We start from the raw sequence: 18,127 nt of genomic DNA on the forward strand, positions 1-18,127 counted from the left end.
GGACCGCCCGGCGGGGCACCGGCGGGATTGTCGGGACTGGTCTCGTTCGTCCCCGACGTGGCGTGCCGTCAGATCAACAATGGGTAACGGAAAGGGATATGGCGAGCAGAATCCTTCCCTCCGGTACCGCCCTCCTGGGATCTTGCGTCCACCCCACACCACACAGGACCCGGCCGGCGCCACCCGCGCCACCGGGCCATCGGAGGACGCAATGTTTTCCCACATATCGAGTCGGCTGAGACTCCCGGTCGTGGCCGCCGCCGTCGTCGGCGCCACCGTCGCCGTCGCCGCGCCCGCCCAGGCCACGGTCGAGCCGCGCGCTCACGACCTGGCCCGGGCCAAGGCCCCGGCCCAGGCGGCCCCCGCCGTCACGTCGGCCCGCACCGCGCCCGCCCTGGCGGGCGCCTGGGCCGCCGGCACGCGCGCGTACCTGGTGATCACGACGCCCGGTGACACCACCGCCGTCCGTGCGGCAATCGCCTCCAACGGCGGTACGGTCTTCGCCTCCTACGACGCCATCGGCGTCGTCGTCGCCCACTCGACCTCCGCCTCCTTCGCCGCCACCCTGCGCGGCGTCACCGGCGTCCAGCAGGTCGGCGCGACCCGTACCTCCGACGTCCCCGCCGACGCGTACAACCCGGCGCTGCCCACCAACCCGACCCAGTCCGCGACGACGCTGACCGAGTCCAACCGCTGGGACATGACGCAGATCAAGGCCGACCAGGCCTGGGCCGTCACCACCGGCTCCGCCACGGTCAAGGTCGGCGTCCTGGACACCGGCGTCGACGACCAGCACCAGGACATCGCGCCCAACTTCAACGCCGCCGACTCCGTCTCCTGCGCCTACGGCAAGGCCGACACCCGCGCGGGCGCCTGGCGTGACGTCGGCCAGCACGGCACGCACGTCGCCGGCACCATCGCCGCAGCCAAGAACGGCAAGGGTGTCATCGGCGTCGCCCCCGGCGTGAAGATCTCCTCCGTGCGCATCGCCGAGCCCACCAGCAGCCTGTTCTTCGCCGAGAACACCATCTGCGGCTTCATGTGGGCCGGTGACCACGGCTTCAAGGTCACCAACAACAGCTATTACACCGACCCGTGGCAGTTCAACTGCCCGGACAACATCGACCAGGCCGCCATCATCGAGGGCGTGCGCCGCGCCCAGGCCTACGCCGAGTCCAAGGGCTCCCTCCAGGTCGCCGCCGCCGGCAACTCCAACTACGACCTGGCGAACAAGACGACCGACTCCGAGAGCCCCAACGACTCCACGCCGACCACCCGCACCATCACCAACGCCTGCATCGACATCCCGACCGAACTGCCGGGCGTCGTGACGGTCTCCGCGCAGGCAAGCGGCGGCGCGAAGGCCTCGTACTCCAACTTCGGCAACGGCGTCATCGACATCGCCGCTCCCGGCGGCGACGGCGCCACCGGCGTCTACTCGACGCTGCCCGGCGGCAAGTACGGCTCCATGAGCGGTACGTCGATGGCCTCGCCGCACGTCACCGGTGTCGCCGCGCTGATCGCGAGCGCCAACCCGGCCTACACGCCGGCCGACATCCGCACCGCGCTCGCCACCCAGGCCACCGACAAGGCCTGCCCGGCCGACAGCCGCTGCACGGGCACCACGACGAAGAACGGCTTCTTCGGCGAGGGCCAGGTCGACGCCCTGAAGGCCGTCAACGGTACGACTCCGCCGCCCACCGGCCCGTACTTCGAGAACCTCACCGACGTCACCGTCAACGACAACGCGACCGTCGAGAGCCCGATCACCGTCACCGGCGTGACCGGCAACGCCCCGGCGACGCTCAAGGTCGGCGTCGACATCAAGCACACCTACCGCGGCGACCTCGTCGTCTCGCTCGTCGCGCCGGACGGCACCGTCTACCTGCTCGAGGACTTCAACAACAGCGACAGCACGGACAACGTGGCCAAGACCTACACCGTCAACGCCTCCTCGGAGGTCGCCAACGGCACCTGGAAGCTCCGCGTCCAGGACATCGCCTCGCAGGACACGGGCCGCATCGACGCCTGGAACCTCACCTTCTAGCCAGGCGGCAGCACGGCACGACCCCGCTCCAGCGCACCACCGCCACACCGTACGACCCCGCTCCACCGCACGACCCGAGCCCCCGGAAGGCGTCCGCCTCACGGGGGCTCGGCGCGGGCCCCGGCGCGCGGCAGCCCCGCGCCCTACTCCGCGACCGTGATCGCCCGTACGGGACACGCGCGGGCCGCCTCGCGGACCAGCGGCCCGCCCGCGCCGTCCTCGCGTCCCGCCACGACGGTGCCGAAGCCGTCGTCGTCCTGGGTGAACACGTCGGGCGAGACCAGGGCGCACTGCCCGGCCCCGATACAGACGCCCGTGTCGATCGAGATACGCACCGCCAAGGTTCCTTTCCTCCGAAGACTCACCAGGTGACGGGCAGTTCCAGCATCCCCTGGATCGTGTCACCCGGCTTGAACGGGATCTCCTCCGCGGGCGCCGCGAGCCGCAGCCCGGGCAGCCGGCGCAGCAGCGTGCCGAGCGCGATCTCCAGCTCCGTACGGGCCAGGTTCTGCCCGAGGCACTGGTGGATGCCGAAGCCGAACGCCACGTGGTGCCGGGCCGACCGGCCCCAGTCCAGGCTGTCCGGATCGGCGTAGACGGCGCCGTCACGGTTGATGAGGGAGGTGGAGAAGACCACGCCGTCGCCCGCGCGGATCACCTCGCCGCCGACCTCCACGTCCTCCAGCGCCACCCGCAGCATCCCGTCCGCGATCGACAGGAACCGCAGCAACTCCTCGACCGCCGCGGGCAGCAGCGAGGGATCGGCCCGCAGCTCCGCCAGCCGCTCCGGGTGCCGCAGCAGCGTGTACGTACCCAGCGAGATCATGTTCGCCGTGGTCTCGTGCCCCGCGACCAGCAGGATCGTCGCCAGCTGCACCAGTTCCTCACGGTCCGGGCCGCCGTCCCGGAGCTGCCGGGCCACCAGATCGTCGAGGACGCCCTCGCCCGGCCTGACGCGCTTGCCGTCGATCAGTTCACCCAGATAGCCCTCCAGCTGGGCGAGCGCGTCCTCCGTGTCCTCGACCGTCGGGCCGCGCAGCAGCCGCCGGGACTGCTCCTCGAAGAAGTCGTGGTCCTCGTACGGCACGCCGAGCAGGTCGCAGATGACGATCGACGGCACCGGCAACGCGAAGGCGCTCACCAGCTCCGTCGGCGGCCCCGCCGCCTCGATCCCGTCGAGCAGCCGGTCCACCGTCGCCTGGATGCGCGGCCGCAGGCCCTCCGTCCGCTTGAGCGAGAAACTCGGAATCAGCAGCCGGCGCTGGGCGTTGTGCTCGGGATCGTCCCAGCCCAGCAGCGCGGCCCGGCGCCGCCGCCGCACGGTCGCGGCCCGCTCGGTCGGCAGAGGGAAGTCGAGGCGGGTGGAGTCGGTCGACAGCCGCTGGTCGGCGAGCAGCGCCCGGGCCGCCTGATGCCCGGTGACGAACCACACCTCCCGCCCGTCCCACAGCGTGACCCGCGCCAGCGGGCGCTCCTCGCGCAGGGAGTCGTAGGCGGCCGGCGGATGGTAGGGGCAGGATCGGCTCTGAGGGAAGGTGACGGCTTCTTCGGTGGTCGTCATGGGGGACCTCGCAGACAGCGGATCGTCGGCTCCGGCGTTGGCGCCGCTCTCCACTACATGCCTCAGGCATCTATCCGGTCTACGCGGAGTTCGGCCAATCCGCTGGAACGGGTGGAACCCGTTCGGCGGACGCCCGGATCCCGGCGACAGCGGCGGATCACGCCCTCCGTGCCGCCGTGCCCGCTCTGGCGACGCCCCGATCCGGCGTCCTCATGGTGTCCTGATCACGTCGGGCGGGCGGGCCGCCCCCGCCGCCGAGGTCGGCCCGCCGGGCGACGCACCCGCCGCTGGCATCAGCCGGCTGGGGACGCAGGCGCCGCCGAGGTCAGCCCGCCGCGGTCTTGACCAGCATGCTGATCCGCTCCTCGACCGCGGGCGTGAGCGTGGTCAGCGCGAAGGCCGTCGGCCACATCTCCCCGTCGTCCAGGCGCGCGGAGTCGTTGAAACCCAGCGTCGCGTAGCGCGACTTGAACTTCTGCGCACTCTGGAAGAAGCACACCACCTTGCCGTCCCGCGCGTAGGCCGGCATCCCGTACCACAGCTTCGGCGCCAGCGCCGGCGCGGCCGCCTTCACCAGGGCGTGCACCCGCTCGGCGAGGACCCGGTCGGCCTCCGGCATCTCCGCGATCTTCGCCAGCACGTCGGCCTCGCCGTCCGCCTTGCCGCGCCGCGCCGCCTTCACCTCGCGCGCGTGCTCCTTCATCGCGGCGCGCTCCTCCTCGGAGAACGCGGCGGACTCCGAACCGGTCTTCCTGGTTTCCTTCATGGCCTGCCTTCTCTCCGAGCCCTCTCCGAGTTCTCTCCGGGCGGGCTTCCCGAACTGCTTCACACTCTAGGAACAAGCCGCCGGCTCCGGCTTCTCCGAAACTGCTCGACCGGCCCTTCCGGTCTGTTCCCACACCGCTACCGACGGTGACGACCGGCGGCGGCGCGGGCCGGGCGGTGGCACGCTGAAGGAAGGAGCAGGATCCGCGCCGACGAGTATCGGGAGGGTCCGATGGGTCGCGATGTCCCGGCGCAGGTGTTCACCCGTGAGGATCGTCGTCGGTTCCGTATCAGGCTGCACACCTGCCTCGACGTGTTCGCGCGCATGCTGCGCGAGTCACGCTTCGACGTCGGGCGGCTCCGGGTCGGTCTGGAGATCGAGCTGAACCTGGTGGACGAGACCGCCAGACCCGCCATGCGCAGCGCGGACGTCCTCGCCGCGATCGCGGACCCGGCCTGGTCCAGCGAACTGGGCCGGTTCAATCTGGAGATCAACGTCGCCCCGAGGCAGCTGACCGAAGGCGGCTCCGAGGACTGGGAGCGGGAGATCCGCGACGCGCTGAACCACGCCGAGGACAAGGCGGCGGCGGTGGGCACCCACCTCGTGATGATCGGGACGCTGCCCACCCTGGAACGCAAGGACGTGGACCACGCGGCGCTCTCCGAGAATCCCCGCTACCACCTGCTGAACGAGCAGATCTTCGCCGCCCGGGGTGAGGACCTGCTGATCGCCGTGGACGGGGTGGAGCGGCTGCGCACGTACGCGGACACGATCACGCCCGAAGCGGCCTGTACGAGTACGCAGTTCCATCTGCAGGTCGACCCGGACTCGTTCGCGGACTACTGGAACGCGGCGCAGGCCATCGCCGGCGTGCAGGTGGCGCTGGCGGCGAACGCCCCGTTCCTGTTCGGCAGGGAGCTGTGGTGCGAGACTCGCATCCCGCTGTTCGAACAGGCCACCGACACCCGGCCGGACGAGATCAGGGTCCAGGGCGTCCGGCCCCGCGTCTGGTTCGGCGAGCACTGGATCACCAGCGTCTTCGACCTCTTCGAGGAGAACGCCCGCTACTTCCCGGCGCTGCTGCCGCTGTGCGACGAGGAGGACCCGGAAGAGGCGCTGGACCGCGGCGAGACTCCGCAGCTCGGCGAACTCACCCTGCACAACGGGACGGTGTACCGCTGGAACCGCCCCGTGTACGCCGTCGTCGACGGCGTCCCGCACCTGCGCGTCGAGAACCGCGTCCTGCCCGCCGGCCCGACGGTGGCCGACGTCCTGTCGAACGGCGCCTTCTACTACGGCCTGATCCGGGCCCTGGTCGACGAGGACCGGCCGGTCTGGTCGCGGATGTCGTTCGCGGCGGCCGAGGAGAACCTCCACACGGCGGCCCGGCGCGGCATCGACGCCGAACTGTTCTGGCCGGGCATGGGCCAGGTCCCGGTCACCGAACTGGTCCTGCGCCGCCTCCTGCCGCTCGCCCATCGGGGCCTGGAACGCCTCGGCCTGGACGCCCGCTGGCGCGAGCCGTGGCTGGGCGTCATCGAGCAGCGCTGCGTGACCGCCCGGAACGGCGCGGTGTGGCAGTCGGAGATGTTCCACCACCTCCACGACATCGCCCACCTGGACCGCGCGGAGGCCCTGCGGCGCATGACCAGCCAGTACATCGACTTCATGCACCTGAACGCTCCCGTCCACACCTGGCCGGTGGAGTGAACCACCGACGGCACGCGCTGATGGCGGGGGTGACGCCGAGCGGGCCTCGGGCCGGCGATCACGTACGCTGGGCGCCTTCGAAGGGGCGGCGAGGGGCGGGGGCCACATGTCGACGGGCGCGGACACACGTACGGACGCAGGCGCTGACGGGGAGGCGGCGACGGACGCGGTTCCCGGGCGCCGCGCCGGACGACGCAGGCGGACATGGGTGGCCGCCTTGGCGGGCACGCTGGTCGTTCTGGGCGGCGCCGGCGCCATCGTCGGCGGCATCCTCTCCGACATGGGCCTGCTGCCCGGTGACTCCATGGAGCTCGCCTGGCAGGCCCCGATCGACCGTGGCGCTGCCGCGTACGGCAACGGCGACTGGCTCGTCGGCGACACCGTCGTCCGCAGCAGGTACGACGCCGTCACGGCCTTCGACGCCGGATCGGGGCAGCGGCGCTGGGAGTACGCCGTGCCCGGCCGCGACGAGATCTGCGCCGTCAGCAAGGCGGCCGACGGCTCCGTCGCCCTGCTCGCGCACGGCGAGAAGGCGAAGGCGGACGCCGACGGCGAGGTCGAACAGGGCGGAGGATGCGCCACCGTCACCGCCCTCGACCTCACCAGCGGCCAGGAACTGTGGCACACCCGCCGCGCTCCCGGGACCGGTGAGCTGACCGCCGAGCCCGACCTCGTCGCCACCGGCGGCGGTCTCGCCGTTCTCCGTGACGCCGACGACGACTGGCAGTACGAGCCGTCCGAGCATCGCCGTTCCCTGCGCGGCGACCAGGCCCTGCGCGCCTTCGACCTGCGCACCGGCACCCCGCGCTGGAAGGCCGCGGTCGCTGAGGGATGTGTCCCGCACCGGGTCGCCGCCGCCGCGCGGCAGGTCGTCGCCGTCCTCGTCTGCGAGCGCACCGAACTCACGCTTGCCGCCTTCGACCTGGCCGACGGGAAGCAGCGGTGGACCGTTCCCCTGGACCGGCGTTCGGTCGACCCGGGGGCCGACGTGACGTTCCTGTCCGCCGACCCGCCGGTCGTACGGGTCGTGGCGGCGGAGACGAGCGGACTGCGGGCCTACCTCGCGTTCGGCCCGGACGGTCGTCCCCGCGGGCGCGTCGAGTTCGACGGCGACGCGGGGAAGATCGGCGAGTACGAGCCGGCCCGCGTGGCCGTGGACGGGGACGGAGGGCGGCTCCTGGCCGTCACCAGCACCCGGTGCCGGAAGTGGCAGTGCGACCAGGTCGTCGCCTTCGACCTGTCGGACGGCCGTGAGCTGTGGCGCACGGCCCTGCACGACCAGGACGAGGGGCTCGCGCTGCGGCCCGCCGGCGACCGGGTGACGGTCCTGGTCGACCGTGGCCTCAAGCAGTCGAGGAAGGAGGGACTGTACGTCCTCGACGCCGCCACCGGAGACGAGAAGGACCGCCGCAGCTACTCGCAGGACGTCGACCACGGCAAGCCCGTCGCCGACCTGATCGTTCACGGCGACCTGGTCATCGCCGCGCAGTCGGGCGAAGGAGTGCGTCCCTTCGCGGCCTACCGCCCCTGGTGACCCGAAGCCCGATCCTCGCCTCCCGCGCCTGGCCCCGGCCCGAGCAGGGGCCACCGATTTCAAGGCGCGCCTCTCTCCGGGGCGCGTCGGCGTGGGCGGCGAGGTCTTCGACTGCCTGTTGCTGGGCGGCGTCGCCGAAACGCCGCCTACGCGCCCGTCAAGGCGGTGGCCGTCACGTCGAGTTGACCTGCCGCGCGCCGCCTTCCTCCTCGTCACCGATGAGTCAGGGCCCCGCCGCCGGTCTACCCTCCGCACGCCTCACCTCCCCGGCGCCACCGAAGGAGCACCAGATGACCGACCCGTCGATTGTCGACCTCGGCCCGCAGGCCCGGATCGTCGCCCGGCTCGCCGCCCGCATCCCCGACACCCGGCTCGGCGAACCGACGCCGTGCCCCGCGTACACGGTCGGCGGCCTCCTGGGGCATCTCGCGGGCCTTGCCGTCGCGTTCCGTGACGCGGCCCGCAAGAACCTCGGCCCGACGACGAACACGCCTCCCGACGCGGCCGCGACCACGCTGCCCGCCGACTGGCGCGAAGAACTGCCCCGGGCCCTGGACGAACTTGCCGAAGCCTGGCGTGACCCGGCCGCCTGGACCGGCATGACCCGCGCCGGCGGCGTCGACCTGCCCGGCGGCATCGCGGGCGTCGTGGCCGCCGACGAACTCGTGGTCCACGGCTGGGACCTGGCCCGCGCCACCGGCCAGGACTACGCCCCGGACCAGGCCGCGCTGCACGCCTCCCACGCGTTCCTGCTGGCCGCCGCCCAGGACAAGGGCGACGGCCAGGGCATCTTCGGGACCGTCGTGCCGGTCCCGGACAGCGCCCCGCTGCTGGACCGGGCGGTCGCGCTGAGCGGCCGCGACCCGGGCTGGACGCAGCCCGCCACCGTCTGAAGCGACCCGCCGCGGCCCGGGAACGCGGACCGCCGGTACGGGTACGGGCAGTCCGCGTTCTTCAGAGAGTCGGAGAGCCGGAGAGCCGGAGCATCGGAGGCGTGCCGGTTCGCGGGTCAGTGCCGCTCGGGCAGATCCCGTTCGGCCGGCCGGTCCGTCGCCGACGACGGCGCCGGCGACGCGGCCCGGGCCGTGGGCGCGGCGGCCACGGCCGGCTTCTTGCCGCAGAACGCCGCCTCCAGCGTGCCGCCGAGCGCCGTGTTCGCCGCGCCGTGGTTCGACGTGTTCGCCAGGGCGGACAGGCTACGGCGCCCGTCGCGGGTCGAGAACGCGTACGTGTAGAAGCCCTGGACCGTGCCGGTGTGGCCGAAAACCTGCGTGCCGCACGACAGGTCGTACCGGCGCAGCCCGAGCCCGTAGAACCGGGTGTTCGTGGCGTCGGTCGGGGTCACCGTCGTCATGGCCTCGAGCATGGCGGGGGACAGCAGCCGGCCCCGCATGAGCGAGCTCATGAAAGTGTTGAGGTCGGCGGGCGTCGAGATGACGGCACCAGCCGACTGCGCCCAGGACACCGTCTGTTCGGTCGAGTCCACGAGCGGCGCGCCCGCCTCGTCGGGGTGCAGGTAGCCGCGGGCGTGGAGCCCCTTGATGCGCGTGTCGGGGTGGACGTACGACGTCCCGCGCAGCTTCAGCGGCTTGAAGATGCGGCGCTCGTAGGCATCCGCGACCGGTCGGCCGGTGAGCTTCTCGATGAGCATGCCGACCACGACGAAGTTGGCGTTCGAGTACTTGTACGCGACACCGGGCTCCGTGGTGCGCGGCTCGGCGAGCGAGAGGTCCACGAGCTCCCGGTAGGAGAACACCCGGTTGCGTACGGCCTCGAAGCCCGGCACCGTCTTGTCGAACATGGCGTCCGTGTAGTCGGCCAGGCCGCTGCGGTGCGTGAGCAGGTGACGGACCGTGATGCGGTCGTCGGGCAGCAGACCCGGCAGGTAGCGGTTGACCGGCGCGTCGAGCTCCAGGCGGCCCTCCTCCACCAGCTGCAGCAGGACCACGGCCGAGAACGCCTTGCTGACGCTGCCGATCCGGAAGCGCGCGTGGATGTCCATCGGCGCCCCGGCCTCACGGTCCCGGACTCCGACGGTACGGCTGCGGACCCCGTCCGGACCGGAGTAGCGCGCCATCGCGCCGGGCGCGCCGTTCGCGAGGGCGGCGTTCAGCGCGGCGACCACGCCCTCCATGTCGGGCGCGACGTCGGTCCGCGCGGAGACGGAGGCGAAGGCGGCGGGGACCGGAGCGGCCGCGGTGGCCGGCGCGGCGGAGGCGGAGGCGGTGGTGGCCGGAGCGAGACCACCGGCGAGCGCGGCGACCAGCGTGGCGCCCACGGCCAGGCGTCGGCGTCGGTACGGCGAACGGAGCACGTCATTCCTCGACTTCTTCGTAGACGGGGTCGAGCCGGACGATCCGGTCGACTCGTTCACCGAGCATGAGTGCCAGGACGCGGGAAAGGTTCCTGCCGCGGACGGCGTGTTCCGGCCACATCGTGGCGAAGCTCTCACGGCATCGTCCGCCCGAGGACGAGCGGCCTTCGCGCGAGGACCTCACACCGGTTCAGCATCCTGCGAAACCGCGGCCGTCAACCCGACAGCCGTCCGAGTGACGGCCGCTGACCTGCCCCTTTGCCCGCCGGACCGGGAGGACGACCTCAGCGTGCGCTACACACGAGCCGCGGCCGGGCGAGACGGCCGACCCCGGTCGCACCGAGGACTGGACCCGTCAAGAGGAGCATCACCGCGTGACGAAGGCCGGCCACCCGATCCCCACCGCTCCCCGCGCGCTGCCCCTGATCGGGCACATCGTGCCGCTGCTACGCGATCCCTTGGCGTTCCTGAACTCGCTGCCCGCCCTCGGCGACCTGGTCCGCATCCGGCTCGGCCCGCTCACCGTCATCGTGATCTGCGACCCCGAACTGACCCGCCGGGCGCTCCTGGACGACCGGGTCTTCGACAAGGGCGGCCCGCTGTACGACCGGCTGAGGGAAGTGATCGGCGACGGCGTGGTCTCCTGCCGGCACCAGGCCCACCGCAGACTGCGGCGGCTCTCCCAGCCCGCCTTCCACCAGGCCCGGCTCCCCGAGTACGCACGCGCCATGACCGCCTGCGTCCAGGAGACGACCGACTCCTGGCGCCCCGGCCACGTGCTCGACGTGCCCGCCGAGATGATGACGACCAGCTCTCGGATCATCACCGCCACGCTGTTCTCCGACAGCCTGCCCCAGGCCGCGCACGGCCGGCTCGTCGACGACGTCACCACCGTCGTCACAAGCCTCTACCAGCGCATGTTCCTGATCCCGCCGCTCGACCGTCTGCCCACGCCCGGCAACCGCGCCCACCTCGCCGCCCGCGCCCGCCTCCACGCCACCGTCGAGCGCGTCATCGCCCGGCGCCGCGCCGACGGCGCCGACTACGGCGACCTGCTCTCGGCGCTGGTGACGGCCCAGGACCCCGAGGCCGACGGCCCCGGCATGAGCAGCGCGGAGATCAGCGACACGATCGTCTCCTTCGTCCTGGCCGGCATCGAGAGCACCGCCGCCACGCTGTCCTCGGCGCTCGACCTGCTGGCCCGCCACCCCGACGTCGAACAGCGGCTGCACACCGAGGTCGACTCCGTCCTTGGCGGCGCACCGGCCACCTACGCCGACCTGCCGCGCCTGGAGGTGACCGAGCGAGTGGTCACCGAAACCCTCCGGCTGCGTCCGCCGGGCTGGTTCTTCACCCGCAAGGTCACCGCCGACACCGACCTCGGCGGCCACCTGCTGCCGGCCGGCACCAGCGTCGCCTACAGCCCCTACCTCATCCACCACCGGCCCGACCTCTACCCGGATCCCGAGGCCTTCGTCCCCGACCGCTGGGCCGGCCCGCATTCCTCACCGCCGCGCCACGCCTTCCTGCCCTTCGCCGCGGGCGCCCGCAAGTGCATCGGCGACTCCTTCAGCATGGTCGAGGCCACCCTCGCGCTCGCGACCATCGCCGCCCGCTGGCGCTTGGAGCACGTGTCCGGCGACCGGGTGCGCCTCGCCCCGGCGGTGACGCTCGAACTCCGCGACCTCCACATGCGGGCCCGTCCCCGCACACCGGCCGCAGCGCCGTCCTGACCGGACGAGGCGCGGGTGGCCGCGCCACCCACGCCTCTTCTCGTTCCGGCCGGCAGACGCGTGCGCGCGGCGAGGCGGGCCGGGCGTTCCGGACGAAGGCGCTCGGCCTGGCGCTGATCCGACGGTCAGGGCAGCGGCGTTCCGCCTGTCGCGTTGACGATCTCGCCGGTGATGTAGCTCGCCTGGGGCGAGGCCAGGAAGACGTACGCCGGCGCCATCTCCGCCGGCTGCGCCGCCCGGCCCAGCGGCGACTGGCGTCCGAAGTCCTCCGTGCTCGGCATCGTGGCCGGGATCAGCGGCGTCCACACCGGCCCCGGTGCCACGGCGTTCACCCGGATGCCCCGCTCGGCCACCATCTGCGCCAGGCTGTGCGTGAAGGAGATGATCCCGGCCTTGGTCATCGCGTAGTCGAGCAGGTGCGGGCTGGGCTGGTAGCCCTGCACCGAGGTGGTGTTGATGACACAGCTGCCGCGCGGCATGTGCGCCAGCGCCGAGCGGGTCAGCCAGAACATGCCGTAGAGGTTGGTCTTCATCACCCGGTCGAACTGCTCCGTGCTGATGGCCTCGATGCCGTCGGGCTGCGCCATCTGGTACGCCGCGTTGTTGACGAGCACGTCGATCCGGCCGAGTTCGTCGACCGCCCGCCCGACCAGCTCCTCGCACCGCCGCTCGTCGCGGATGTCGCACTCGACGGACACGGCCCGGCGGCCCGCCTCGTGGACCAGCCGGCTCGTCTCCGCCGCCTCCTCCTTCTCCTCGGGCAGATGGGTGAAGACGACGTCCGCGCCCTCCCGCGCGAAGGCGAGGCACACCGCCCTGCCGATCCCGGAGTCTCCGCCCGTCACGAGCGTCGCCCGGTCCTGCAGCAGGCTGTTGCCGCGGTAGGACTCCTCGCCGTGGTCGGGGCGCGGGCTCATCTCCTCGGTCGCGCCGGGGTGGCTCTGCTCCTGTTCGGGATACGGCGGTTGGGGGTGGCGGCTGACGGGGTCGGGCCGGTGCCCGGAATTTTCGTTGGTGTTCATGATCCCCGACTACCCGTATTCGCTCGCCTATCACCCGTTTCATCCGCTTCCCACTCCGGCCGGCTCACCGCGCCACGCTGGATAAATCGAGCGCAAATCCACGGGTAAATTGCGCTAGGGTCGGCGCTGGAGGTGACGCATGGCGACGCAGGACGAGCTGTTCGCTGCCGTGGACGCGCTGCTGGAAGGAGAGCCCGAGCTGCCCGGCCCGGCCGAGCGAGCCCGGCTCCGTGAAGCCGCCGGCATCACTCAGGCCCGGCTCGCACAGGTGCTGCAGACGACGCCCCAGACCGTGAAGAACTGGGAGGCCGGCCGCTCCGAGCCGCGCCCACCGCGTCGCCAGGCCTACCAACGACTGCTCGACGGCTGGGCGCAGAAGTTCCCCGCGGACGCCGACGACTCCGGCGCCGCGCGGGACACCGCGGCCGCCGTCCCGCCCACCGCCCCGACGGCCCCGGCCCCGGCCCCGGCCCCGGACACGCGGATCCCGCCCGTGGACACCGCCGCCACCCCGGCCACGCCCCACCGCCCGAACACCCACCCCGCACCCGACGCCCTCGACGCACCTGAGGCCCCCGCCGTACCCGACGCCCCGGCAAGCACCACGCCCCGCACGGCGCCACCGCCGCCCCGTGCGTCGACCTCATCCCGTACGTCGACCTCACCCCGTACGCCGGCGTCACCCCGTACGTCGACCTCGCGCCGCCCCGGCGCCCGCACCCCGGCCCCCGCCGGGGCCGGGACTCCGACGCCCGCCACCGGCGTCGACCCGCGCTTCGCGAACGGCCCGCTCGCCGTCGTCGACGTCGACCAGGACGACCAGGTCCTGGCCTACTGCCCCGGCGGCCTGGTCCTCGACGTGCCCGCGACCTCGCTCGCGGCCCTGGTCGAATGGGCGCTCACCGACGCACGGCTCGGGCAGCCGAGGCTCTCCGGCAGCGGCAAGGACGCCGATCCGCTCCTCGTCCTGACCGAGCCCGCCCTGGAACGCTACGGCCTCCCGCCGGCCCTCACCGACGAGGAACGGCTCGCCGGCCGCATCCCCGACGCCCACCCGGCGCTCAAGCAGCTCACCCGCGCCGAATGGAGGCTCACGAAGCGCGGCTTCGGGCCGTGGGCGCGGATCTACCGCCCCGCACAAGGCTCGGAGCGGGCCTGCGTACAGCTGTGCATCCCGTCCTGGCATGCCCTCGACTCCCGCCACTGGGGCGACGCGGCGCACCTCCCGCCCGCCGAACTCGCCCGCGTCCTCGGCGTGTACGCCACCCGCGTCCTCACCCCGCGCGGCTCGACCGCGGTCACCGGCCTGGAACTGATGACCGCGCTGCACCCGCCGACCCGTGCCTCCGCGCCCGACGCCGACGGCCGCCGTCACTCCGAGCACAACCCCGGCTCCCTGGGCAAGGACCCGGTCGACCCGGCACCCTGCGAGGCGCCCGACGGACACCCGCTCCTGGCGGACCTGCCACGCTTCCACGTCCGCGGCCCCGCCGAGAAGCTCTTCGAGGAGGCGTACGACTGGGCCAGGCCCCTGACGGACGACGAATGCACCCGCCGGCACCTCGTCGGCATCGACGTGAACATGGCCTTCGCCGCCGGCGCCAACGGCCTCGTCGTCGGCCTCGGCGCACCGACCCACGTCAAGGAACCCGTCTTCGACCCGAGACTCCCCGGGAGCTGGCTGGTCGACCTCTCCCACGTCGACCTCTCCCGCGTGAAGGTCGCCAAGGACAGGTGGGCGGACCTCGACGCCTCCCTGCTGCCCAGCCCGTTCACACCGAAGGGCGAGCACCCCGAGGGCCCGGCCTGGTACGCCACGCCGACCGTCGCGTACGCGGTGGAGCTCGGCTACGACGTCGCACCGCTGGAGGCGTACGTACGGTACGACAACGGCCGCTACCTCGACGGCTGGTACAACCGGCTCCGCGACGCCTACCTCGCCACCATGGCCGACCTCGGCGTCGCCGCCGACACCTCGCCGGAGGAATTCCTCACCGCGATGAACGGCTACCGCGGCCGCGACCCGGAGCTCGCGCTCGTCGTCTCGGCGATCAAGGCCACCGTCAAGGGCGGCCTGGGCAAGCTGCGCGAGCGCCCGCGCGGCGAGGGCTGGCGGCCCGGCCGGCCGTGGCGGGCCCTGTCCCGCCCGACATGGCGGCCGGACATCCGCGCCGCGGTCATCTCCCGCACCCGCGTCAACCTGCACCGTAAGATCGTCAAGCACGCGGCCTTCACCGGGCAGTACCCGGTCGCGATCCTGTCCGACTGTGTCGTCTACGCGGCCGACGGGACCTCGCCGCTCGACTTCCTGCCCTACCGGGACGGCAAGCCGCTCCCGGGCGGCTTCAAGCTCGGCGTCAACCCCGGCCTCGTCAAGCACGAGGGCACCCAGACCGTCCTGTGGGGCGAAGGCGTCCGGGAGCAGTTCGACGCTCCCGAGCTCAACCTCGCCCGCTACATCAAGGACGGCGCCGTCACCGACGCCGACAGCGGAGAGTAGGAGCCTGCGATGACCCTGTTCGGGGACGGCCTCGAGAAGGCGGTGCAGAAGGCGTTCACCCGCCCCGCGCCCAAGAGCGCCGGCGCGCAGATGCGCTACCTGGTCAAGCAGCTCAAGGGCACCCGCGCCGTCGCGCGGATGCTGCGGGTCTCCCAGCGCACCGTGGAGCGGTACGTGAAGGACCAGATCAAGAAGCCGCGCCCGGAACTCGCCGCACGCCTCGACCGTGAGGTGAAGGCCCGCTGGCAGCCGCAGGTCAGGGCGAGGGCGAGGCGGCAGGCGGCCACCACCGACGGCATCGTCATCGACACCCGGGCCCGGCTCGGCTACACGGCGCCGATCGGTTCGACCGACGACGCCCGGATCCGGCACCTGACCGTCGCCCTGCCGCCGCGTTACGCGGCCCGCCTCTTCGACGCCCAGGAGGCCGGCGCATCGGACGCCGAACTGCAGCGGATCGCGGCCGAGGCGCTCAGGGCGGTCTACTTCCAGGACGACGGCCGCCGCGCCGGAAGCCTGGAGGAGGTCCGCTTCACCGACGTCGAACACGTGGAGTTCGACCTCTAGACCTCGGCGCCGCTGCGGTGCCGGCCGCTACGGCACCGATCACAGGCCTCTCACCCGGTCACGTACGGTCGCGAACGCCCGACGGTCCGCGTTCGTCCGCCTCGCCGCCCGCCGGGTCGGGCCCGTCCGCGCCGTCGAGGGTGAGACCCAGCCGGTCGGCCAGGGTGGTGAGGGCGCGGCCCAGAGGGAGCGCGACCCGGGCCAGGGCATGGCTGTCGCCGCGGGTGGGATCGCGGTTGACGATCAGGACCGGCTTCCCGGCCTTGGCCGCCTCCCGGACGAACCGGAGGCCGGACATCACCGTCAGCGAGGAGCCGAGGACCAGCAGCGAGCCGGCCTCACGGACCAGGGCGCGGCAGTGCTCCACCCGCTGGGCCGGGACGGCTTCGCCGAAGAACACCACGTCCGGCTTGAGGACGCCGCCGCACACCGCGCAGGGCACCACCCGGAAGTCGCCGACCTGGTCGTCGGTGAGGTCGGCGTCACCGTCCGGGTTGAGGCCCGCCGGCACCGGCGCGAAGCCCGCGTTGGCCTCCTCCAGCCGCCGGGCGAGTTCCCGCCGAGCGATGACGTCGCCGCAGGTGAGGCAGACGACGCGGGCCAGGTTCCCGTGGAGCTCCACGACATCGTCGCTGCCCGCGGCCTGGTGCAGTCCGTCCACGTTCTGCGTGATCACACCCGACAGCAGGCCGTGCCGCCCGAACGCCGCCACGGCGTGGTGCCCGGCATTGGGGCGGGCCCGGCCGAAGGTGCGCCAGCCGAGGTGGCTGCGGGCCCAGTACCGGCGCCGGGCGTGGGAACTGGCGGTGAACTCCTGGTACGTCATCGGCGTGTGCCGCCTCAGGCTCCCGCCCTCGCCGCGGTAGTCGGGGATCCCCGACTCCGTCGAGAGGCCAGCCCCGCTCAGCACGAGCACGTTCCCGGCGCGCAGCGCACCGAGGACCGGCTCCAGATCCGTGGTGCCCGGCCGCGGATCCCCGGGCGGGGTCCAGCTCAGGGTGGGGCGCATACGCATACCGTCAGGGTACGAAACAGCCGCCCGGGGCACCGGACCGCCGGCACCTAAGGGAAGCCGCCCTGCCGTGTCAGCGCCCGGCCGGCTCCAGCCGGACGCAGCACCGCCCGGGGCCGGGCGCCGGACACGCCTCCGTCCCGGTCTCGTCGAGACCCTTGAGGACACCGCGCAGAAGGTGCAGGTTCATGCCGCACACCGTCTGGGTGTGCGCCTGGGCCAGTGCGTGGAAGGGGCAGTTGCCCAGAACGACGGCGTCCTCCTCGCGGCGCGGCTCGAAGCCGTAGTGCTCCAGCAGGTCGAAGACGTCCGTCCGGTGCTGCTCGCCGATGTGCGTGCCGAGTTCCTCGGCCCCGCGATGCAGCGCCGCGCGCACCGGCTCGCCGGTCGCCTCGGACTCCTCCACGGCTTGGGCGAGGAGCCGTCCGGCCAGTTCGTAACGACGGTCGGGCAGGCTGACCGCCACCTGCTTCGCCGAGCGCCGGTAGAGCTTGGCCGGCCTGCCCGCGCCCGGGCCGGAACGTCCGCTGCGGCGTTCGTAGACGACGTCGAGCAGCGATTCGTCGGCCAGCCGGTCCAAGTGGAATGCCGCGGTCTTGCGGGCGAGCCCAAGGGCCGCGGCGGCCTCGTCCCGGCTCACGGCGCCGGACTGGCGCACGACGTGGTCGTACAGCCTCCGGCGGGTCGGCTCGTCCAGAGCGGCGACGGCCGAGACGTCAAGGTCGCGTCTCTCCTTCGAGGTGTCCACGAACACCAGTGTAAAACCCACAGCCATTGACTAAAGAGCGGAGCAGAGCTTCTATGGGAAATGAAACTTGCCGATAGAAGGGGTGAGGTCATGGCCTCCACAACCACCGGCACCAGCACCGGCTCCGCGTCCCGTCGGCGGGCGTCGTTCGCCGACCCCGGCTACCAGGCGTTCATGATCCTCCGTACCGGATTCACGGTCGCGCCGATCCTGTTCGGACTGGACAAGTTCGCCAACCTGCTCGTGGACTGGCCCACCTACCTCGCGCCGTGGATCGACGACATCTTCCCCGGCAGCGCCCAGGCGGCCATGTACACGGTCGGCGTGATCGAGATCGTCGCCGGGCTCGTCGTCGCCGTGGCTCCCCGCTTCGGCGGCTGGCTCGTGGCCGGCTGGCTGGCGGGCATCATCGTCAACCTGCTGACGATCCCGGGCTACTACGACATCGCACTGCGCGACTTCGGTCTGCTCCTCGCTGCCGTCGCCCTGGCCCGGCTCGCCCGGCGCTACCGCGCCGAGCGGCCGTGACAGGACGAAGACCGGTCAGATCCGTTCGGCCCATAGGAAGGTGACCGCTCGTCAGGTCCTTCGTTGCCCTCCTCGCACACGCACT

The 18,127-nt window shown here is 72.6% G+C and carries 15 protein-coding genes; 8 read left to right on the plus strand and 7 right to left on the minus strand.

Annotation, left to right across the window (positions count from 1 at the left end; translation table 11 throughout):
• Positions 1 to 211: 211 nt before the first annotated feature.
• A complete protein-coding gene (locus ACIGO8_RS12910) occupies positions 212 to 2,047 on the plus strand; it encodes a S8 family serine peptidase (RefSeq protein ID WP_399728292.1) in 1,836 nt (611 codons plus the stop codon).
• A gap of 143 nt (positions 2,048 to 2,190) precedes the next feature.
• On the opposite strand, the gene ACIGO8_RS12915 is transcribed toward ACIGO8_RS12910, so the two are convergent.
• The 3 genes from ACIGO8_RS12915 to ACIGO8_RS12925 all read right to left on the minus strand — a co-directional run bounded on the left by ACIGO8_RS12915 (position 2,191) and on the right by ACIGO8_RS12925 (position 4,374).
• Positions 2,191 to 2,382 carry a ferredoxin gene (locus ACIGO8_RS12915; protein WP_399728295.1) on the minus strand — a complete coding sequence of 64 codons (192 nt, stop codon included), beginning with the start codon at positions 2,380 to 2,382 and terminating at the stop codon, positions 2,191 to 2,193.
• 26 nt (positions 2,383 to 2,408) lie between these two features.
• The gene (locus ACIGO8_RS12920; RefSeq protein ID WP_399728298.1) at positions 2,409 to 3,608 is read right to left on the minus strand and encodes a cytochrome P450; all 1,200 of its coding nucleotides are present in this window, start codon (positions 3,606 to 3,608) and stop codon (positions 2,409 to 2,411) included.
• Between the two features lie 325 nt (positions 3,609 to 3,933).
• Complete coding sequence (locus ACIGO8_RS12925) at positions 3,934 to 4,374, minus strand: hypothetical protein (protein ID WP_399728302.1); 441 nt, start codon at positions 4,372 to 4,374, stop codon at positions 3,934 to 3,936.
• A 231-nt stretch (positions 4,375 to 4,605) separates the two neighbouring features.
• Here ACIGO8_RS12925 and ACIGO8_RS12930 point away from each other — a divergent pair, with 231 nt between their 5' ends.
• The 3 genes from ACIGO8_RS12930 (at position 4,606) to ACIGO8_RS12940 (ending at position 8,511) form a co-directional block, all read left to right on the plus strand.
• Entirely contained in the window at positions 4,606 to 6,084 is a 1,479-nt protein-coding gene (locus ACIGO8_RS12930) for a glutamate--cysteine ligase (RefSeq protein WP_399728305.1), read from the plus strand.
• 208 nt (positions 6,085 to 6,292) lie between these two features.
• Complete coding sequence (locus ACIGO8_RS12935; RefSeq protein WP_399728308.1) at positions 6,293 to 7,618, plus strand: PQQ-binding-like beta-propeller repeat protein; 1,326 nt, start codon at positions 6,293 to 6,295, stop codon at positions 7,616 to 7,618.
• A gap of 290 nt (positions 7,619 to 7,908) precedes the next feature.
• A complete protein-coding gene (locus tag ACIGO8_RS12940; RefSeq protein ID WP_399728311.1) occupies positions 7,909 to 8,511 on the plus strand; it encodes a TIGR03086 family metal-binding protein in 603 nt (200 codons plus the stop codon).
• A 116-nt stretch (positions 8,512 to 8,627) separates the two neighbouring features.
• On the opposite strand, the gene ACIGO8_RS12945 is transcribed toward ACIGO8_RS12940, so the two are convergent.
• Positions 8,628 to 9,752 (minus strand): serine hydrolase domain-containing protein, encoded by a 1,125-nt coding sequence (locus ACIGO8_RS12945; protein WP_399728555.1) that lies wholly within the window; start codon positions 9,750 to 9,752, stop codon positions 8,628 to 8,630.
• Positions 9,753 to 10,306: 554 nt separating this feature from the next.
• Here ACIGO8_RS12945 and ACIGO8_RS12950 point away from each other — a divergent pair.
• On the plus strand, positions 10,307 to 11,665 hold the full coding sequence (locus tag ACIGO8_RS12950) for a cytochrome P450 (RefSeq protein ID WP_399728314.1): 1,359 nt from the start codon (positions 10,307 to 10,309) through the stop codon (positions 11,663 to 11,665).
• A 125-nt stretch (positions 11,666 to 11,790) separates the two neighbouring features.
• Here the strand turns inward: ACIGO8_RS12950 and ACIGO8_RS12955 are convergent, their stop codons facing one another.
• Positions 11,791 to 12,687, minus strand: coding sequence for an SDR family oxidoreductase (locus tag ACIGO8_RS12955; protein WP_399728317.1), 897 nt, complete (start codon positions 12,685 to 12,687; stop codon positions 11,791 to 11,793).
• A 139-nt stretch (positions 12,688 to 12,826) separates the two neighbouring features.
• Between ACIGO8_RS12955 and tap the strand changes: the two genes are divergently transcribed.
• Both tap and tpg read left to right on the plus strand, forming a co-directional pair.
• A complete protein-coding gene (gene tap / locus ACIGO8_RS12960) occupies positions 12,827 to 15,187 on the plus strand; it encodes a telomere-associated protein Tap (RefSeq protein WP_399728321.1) in 2,361 nt (786 codons plus the stop codon).
• 9 nt (positions 15,188 to 15,196) lie between these two features.
• Positions 15,197 to 15,754, plus strand: a complete 558-nt coding sequence (tpg, locus tag ACIGO8_RS12965) for a telomere-protecting terminal protein Tpg (protein ID WP_399728324.1) — start codon at positions 15,197 to 15,199, stop codon at positions 15,752 to 15,754.
• 58 nt (positions 15,755 to 15,812) lie between these two features.
• Here tpg and ACIGO8_RS12970 read toward each other — a convergent pair whose 3' ends face one another.
• Positions 15,813 to 16,769 carry an NAD-dependent protein deacetylase gene (locus ACIGO8_RS12970; RefSeq protein WP_399728327.1) on the minus strand — a complete coding sequence of 319 codons (957 nt, stop codon included), beginning with the start codon at positions 16,767 to 16,769 and terminating at the stop codon, positions 15,813 to 15,815.
• A gap of 70 nt (positions 16,770 to 16,839) precedes the next feature.
• A complete protein-coding gene (locus ACIGO8_RS12975; RefSeq protein WP_399728558.1) occupies positions 16,840 to 17,520 on the minus strand; it encodes a helix-turn-helix transcriptional regulator in 681 nt (226 codons plus the stop codon).
• 84 nt (positions 17,521 to 17,604) lie between these two features.
• Between ACIGO8_RS12975 and ACIGO8_RS12980 the strand changes: the two genes are divergently transcribed.
• Positions 17,605 to 18,042 carry a hypothetical protein gene (locus ACIGO8_RS12980; protein WP_399728330.1) on the plus strand — a complete coding sequence of 146 codons (438 nt, stop codon included), beginning with the start codon at positions 17,605 to 17,607 and terminating at the stop codon, positions 18,040 to 18,042.
• Positions 18,043 to 18,127 lie beyond the last annotated feature (85 nt).

Source organism: Streptomyces sp. NPDC053493 (assembly GCF_044544825.1).
In the GTDB taxonomy this organism is placed as follows: Bacteria; Actinomycetota; Actinomycetes; order Streptomycetales; family Streptomycetaceae; genus Streptomyces.

Coding starts and splice junctions, on each gene's coding strand:
- ACIGO8_RS12955 (WP_399728317.1), bottom strand. CDS start 12,687: ATGAACACCAACGAAAATTCCGGGCACCGGCCCGACCCCGTCAGCCGC.
- ACIGO8_RS12940 (WP_399728311.1), top strand. CDS start 7,909: ATGACCGACCCGTCGATTGTCGACCTCGGCCCGCAGGCCCGGATCGTC.
- ACIGO8_RS12910 (WP_399728292.1), top strand. CDS start 212: ATGTTTTCCCACATATCGAGTCGGCTGAGACTCCCGGTCGTGGCCGCC.
- ACIGO8_RS12980 (WP_399728330.1), top strand. CDS start 17,605: ATGGCCTCCACAACCACCGGCACCAGCACCGGCTCCGCGTCCCGTCGG.
- ACIGO8_RS12920 (WP_399728298.1), bottom strand. CDS start 3,608: ATGACGACCACCGAAGAAGCCGTCACCTTCCCTCAGAGCCGATCCTGC.
- tpg (WP_399728324.1), top strand. CDS start 15,197: ATGACCCTGTTCGGGGACGGCCTCGAGAAGGCGGTGCAGAAGGCGTTC.
- ACIGO8_RS12925 (WP_399728302.1), bottom strand. CDS start 4,374: ATGAAGGAAACCAGGAAGACCGGTTCGGAGTCCGCCGCGTTCTCCGAG.
- tap (WP_399728321.1), top strand. CDS start 12,827: ATGGCGACGCAGGACGAGCTGTTCGCTGCCGTGGACGCGCTGCTGGAA.
- ACIGO8_RS12970 (WP_399728327.1), bottom strand. CDS start 16,769: ATGCGTATGCGCCCCACCCTGAGCTGGACCCCGCCCGGGGATCCGCGG.
- ACIGO8_RS12930 (WP_399728305.1), top strand. CDS start 4,606: ATGGGTCGCGATGTCCCGGCGCAGGTGTTCACCCGTGAGGATCGTCGT.
- ACIGO8_RS12945 (WP_399728555.1), bottom strand. CDS start 9,752: ATGGAGGGCGTGGTCGCCGCGCTGAACGCCGCCCTCGCGAACGGCGCG.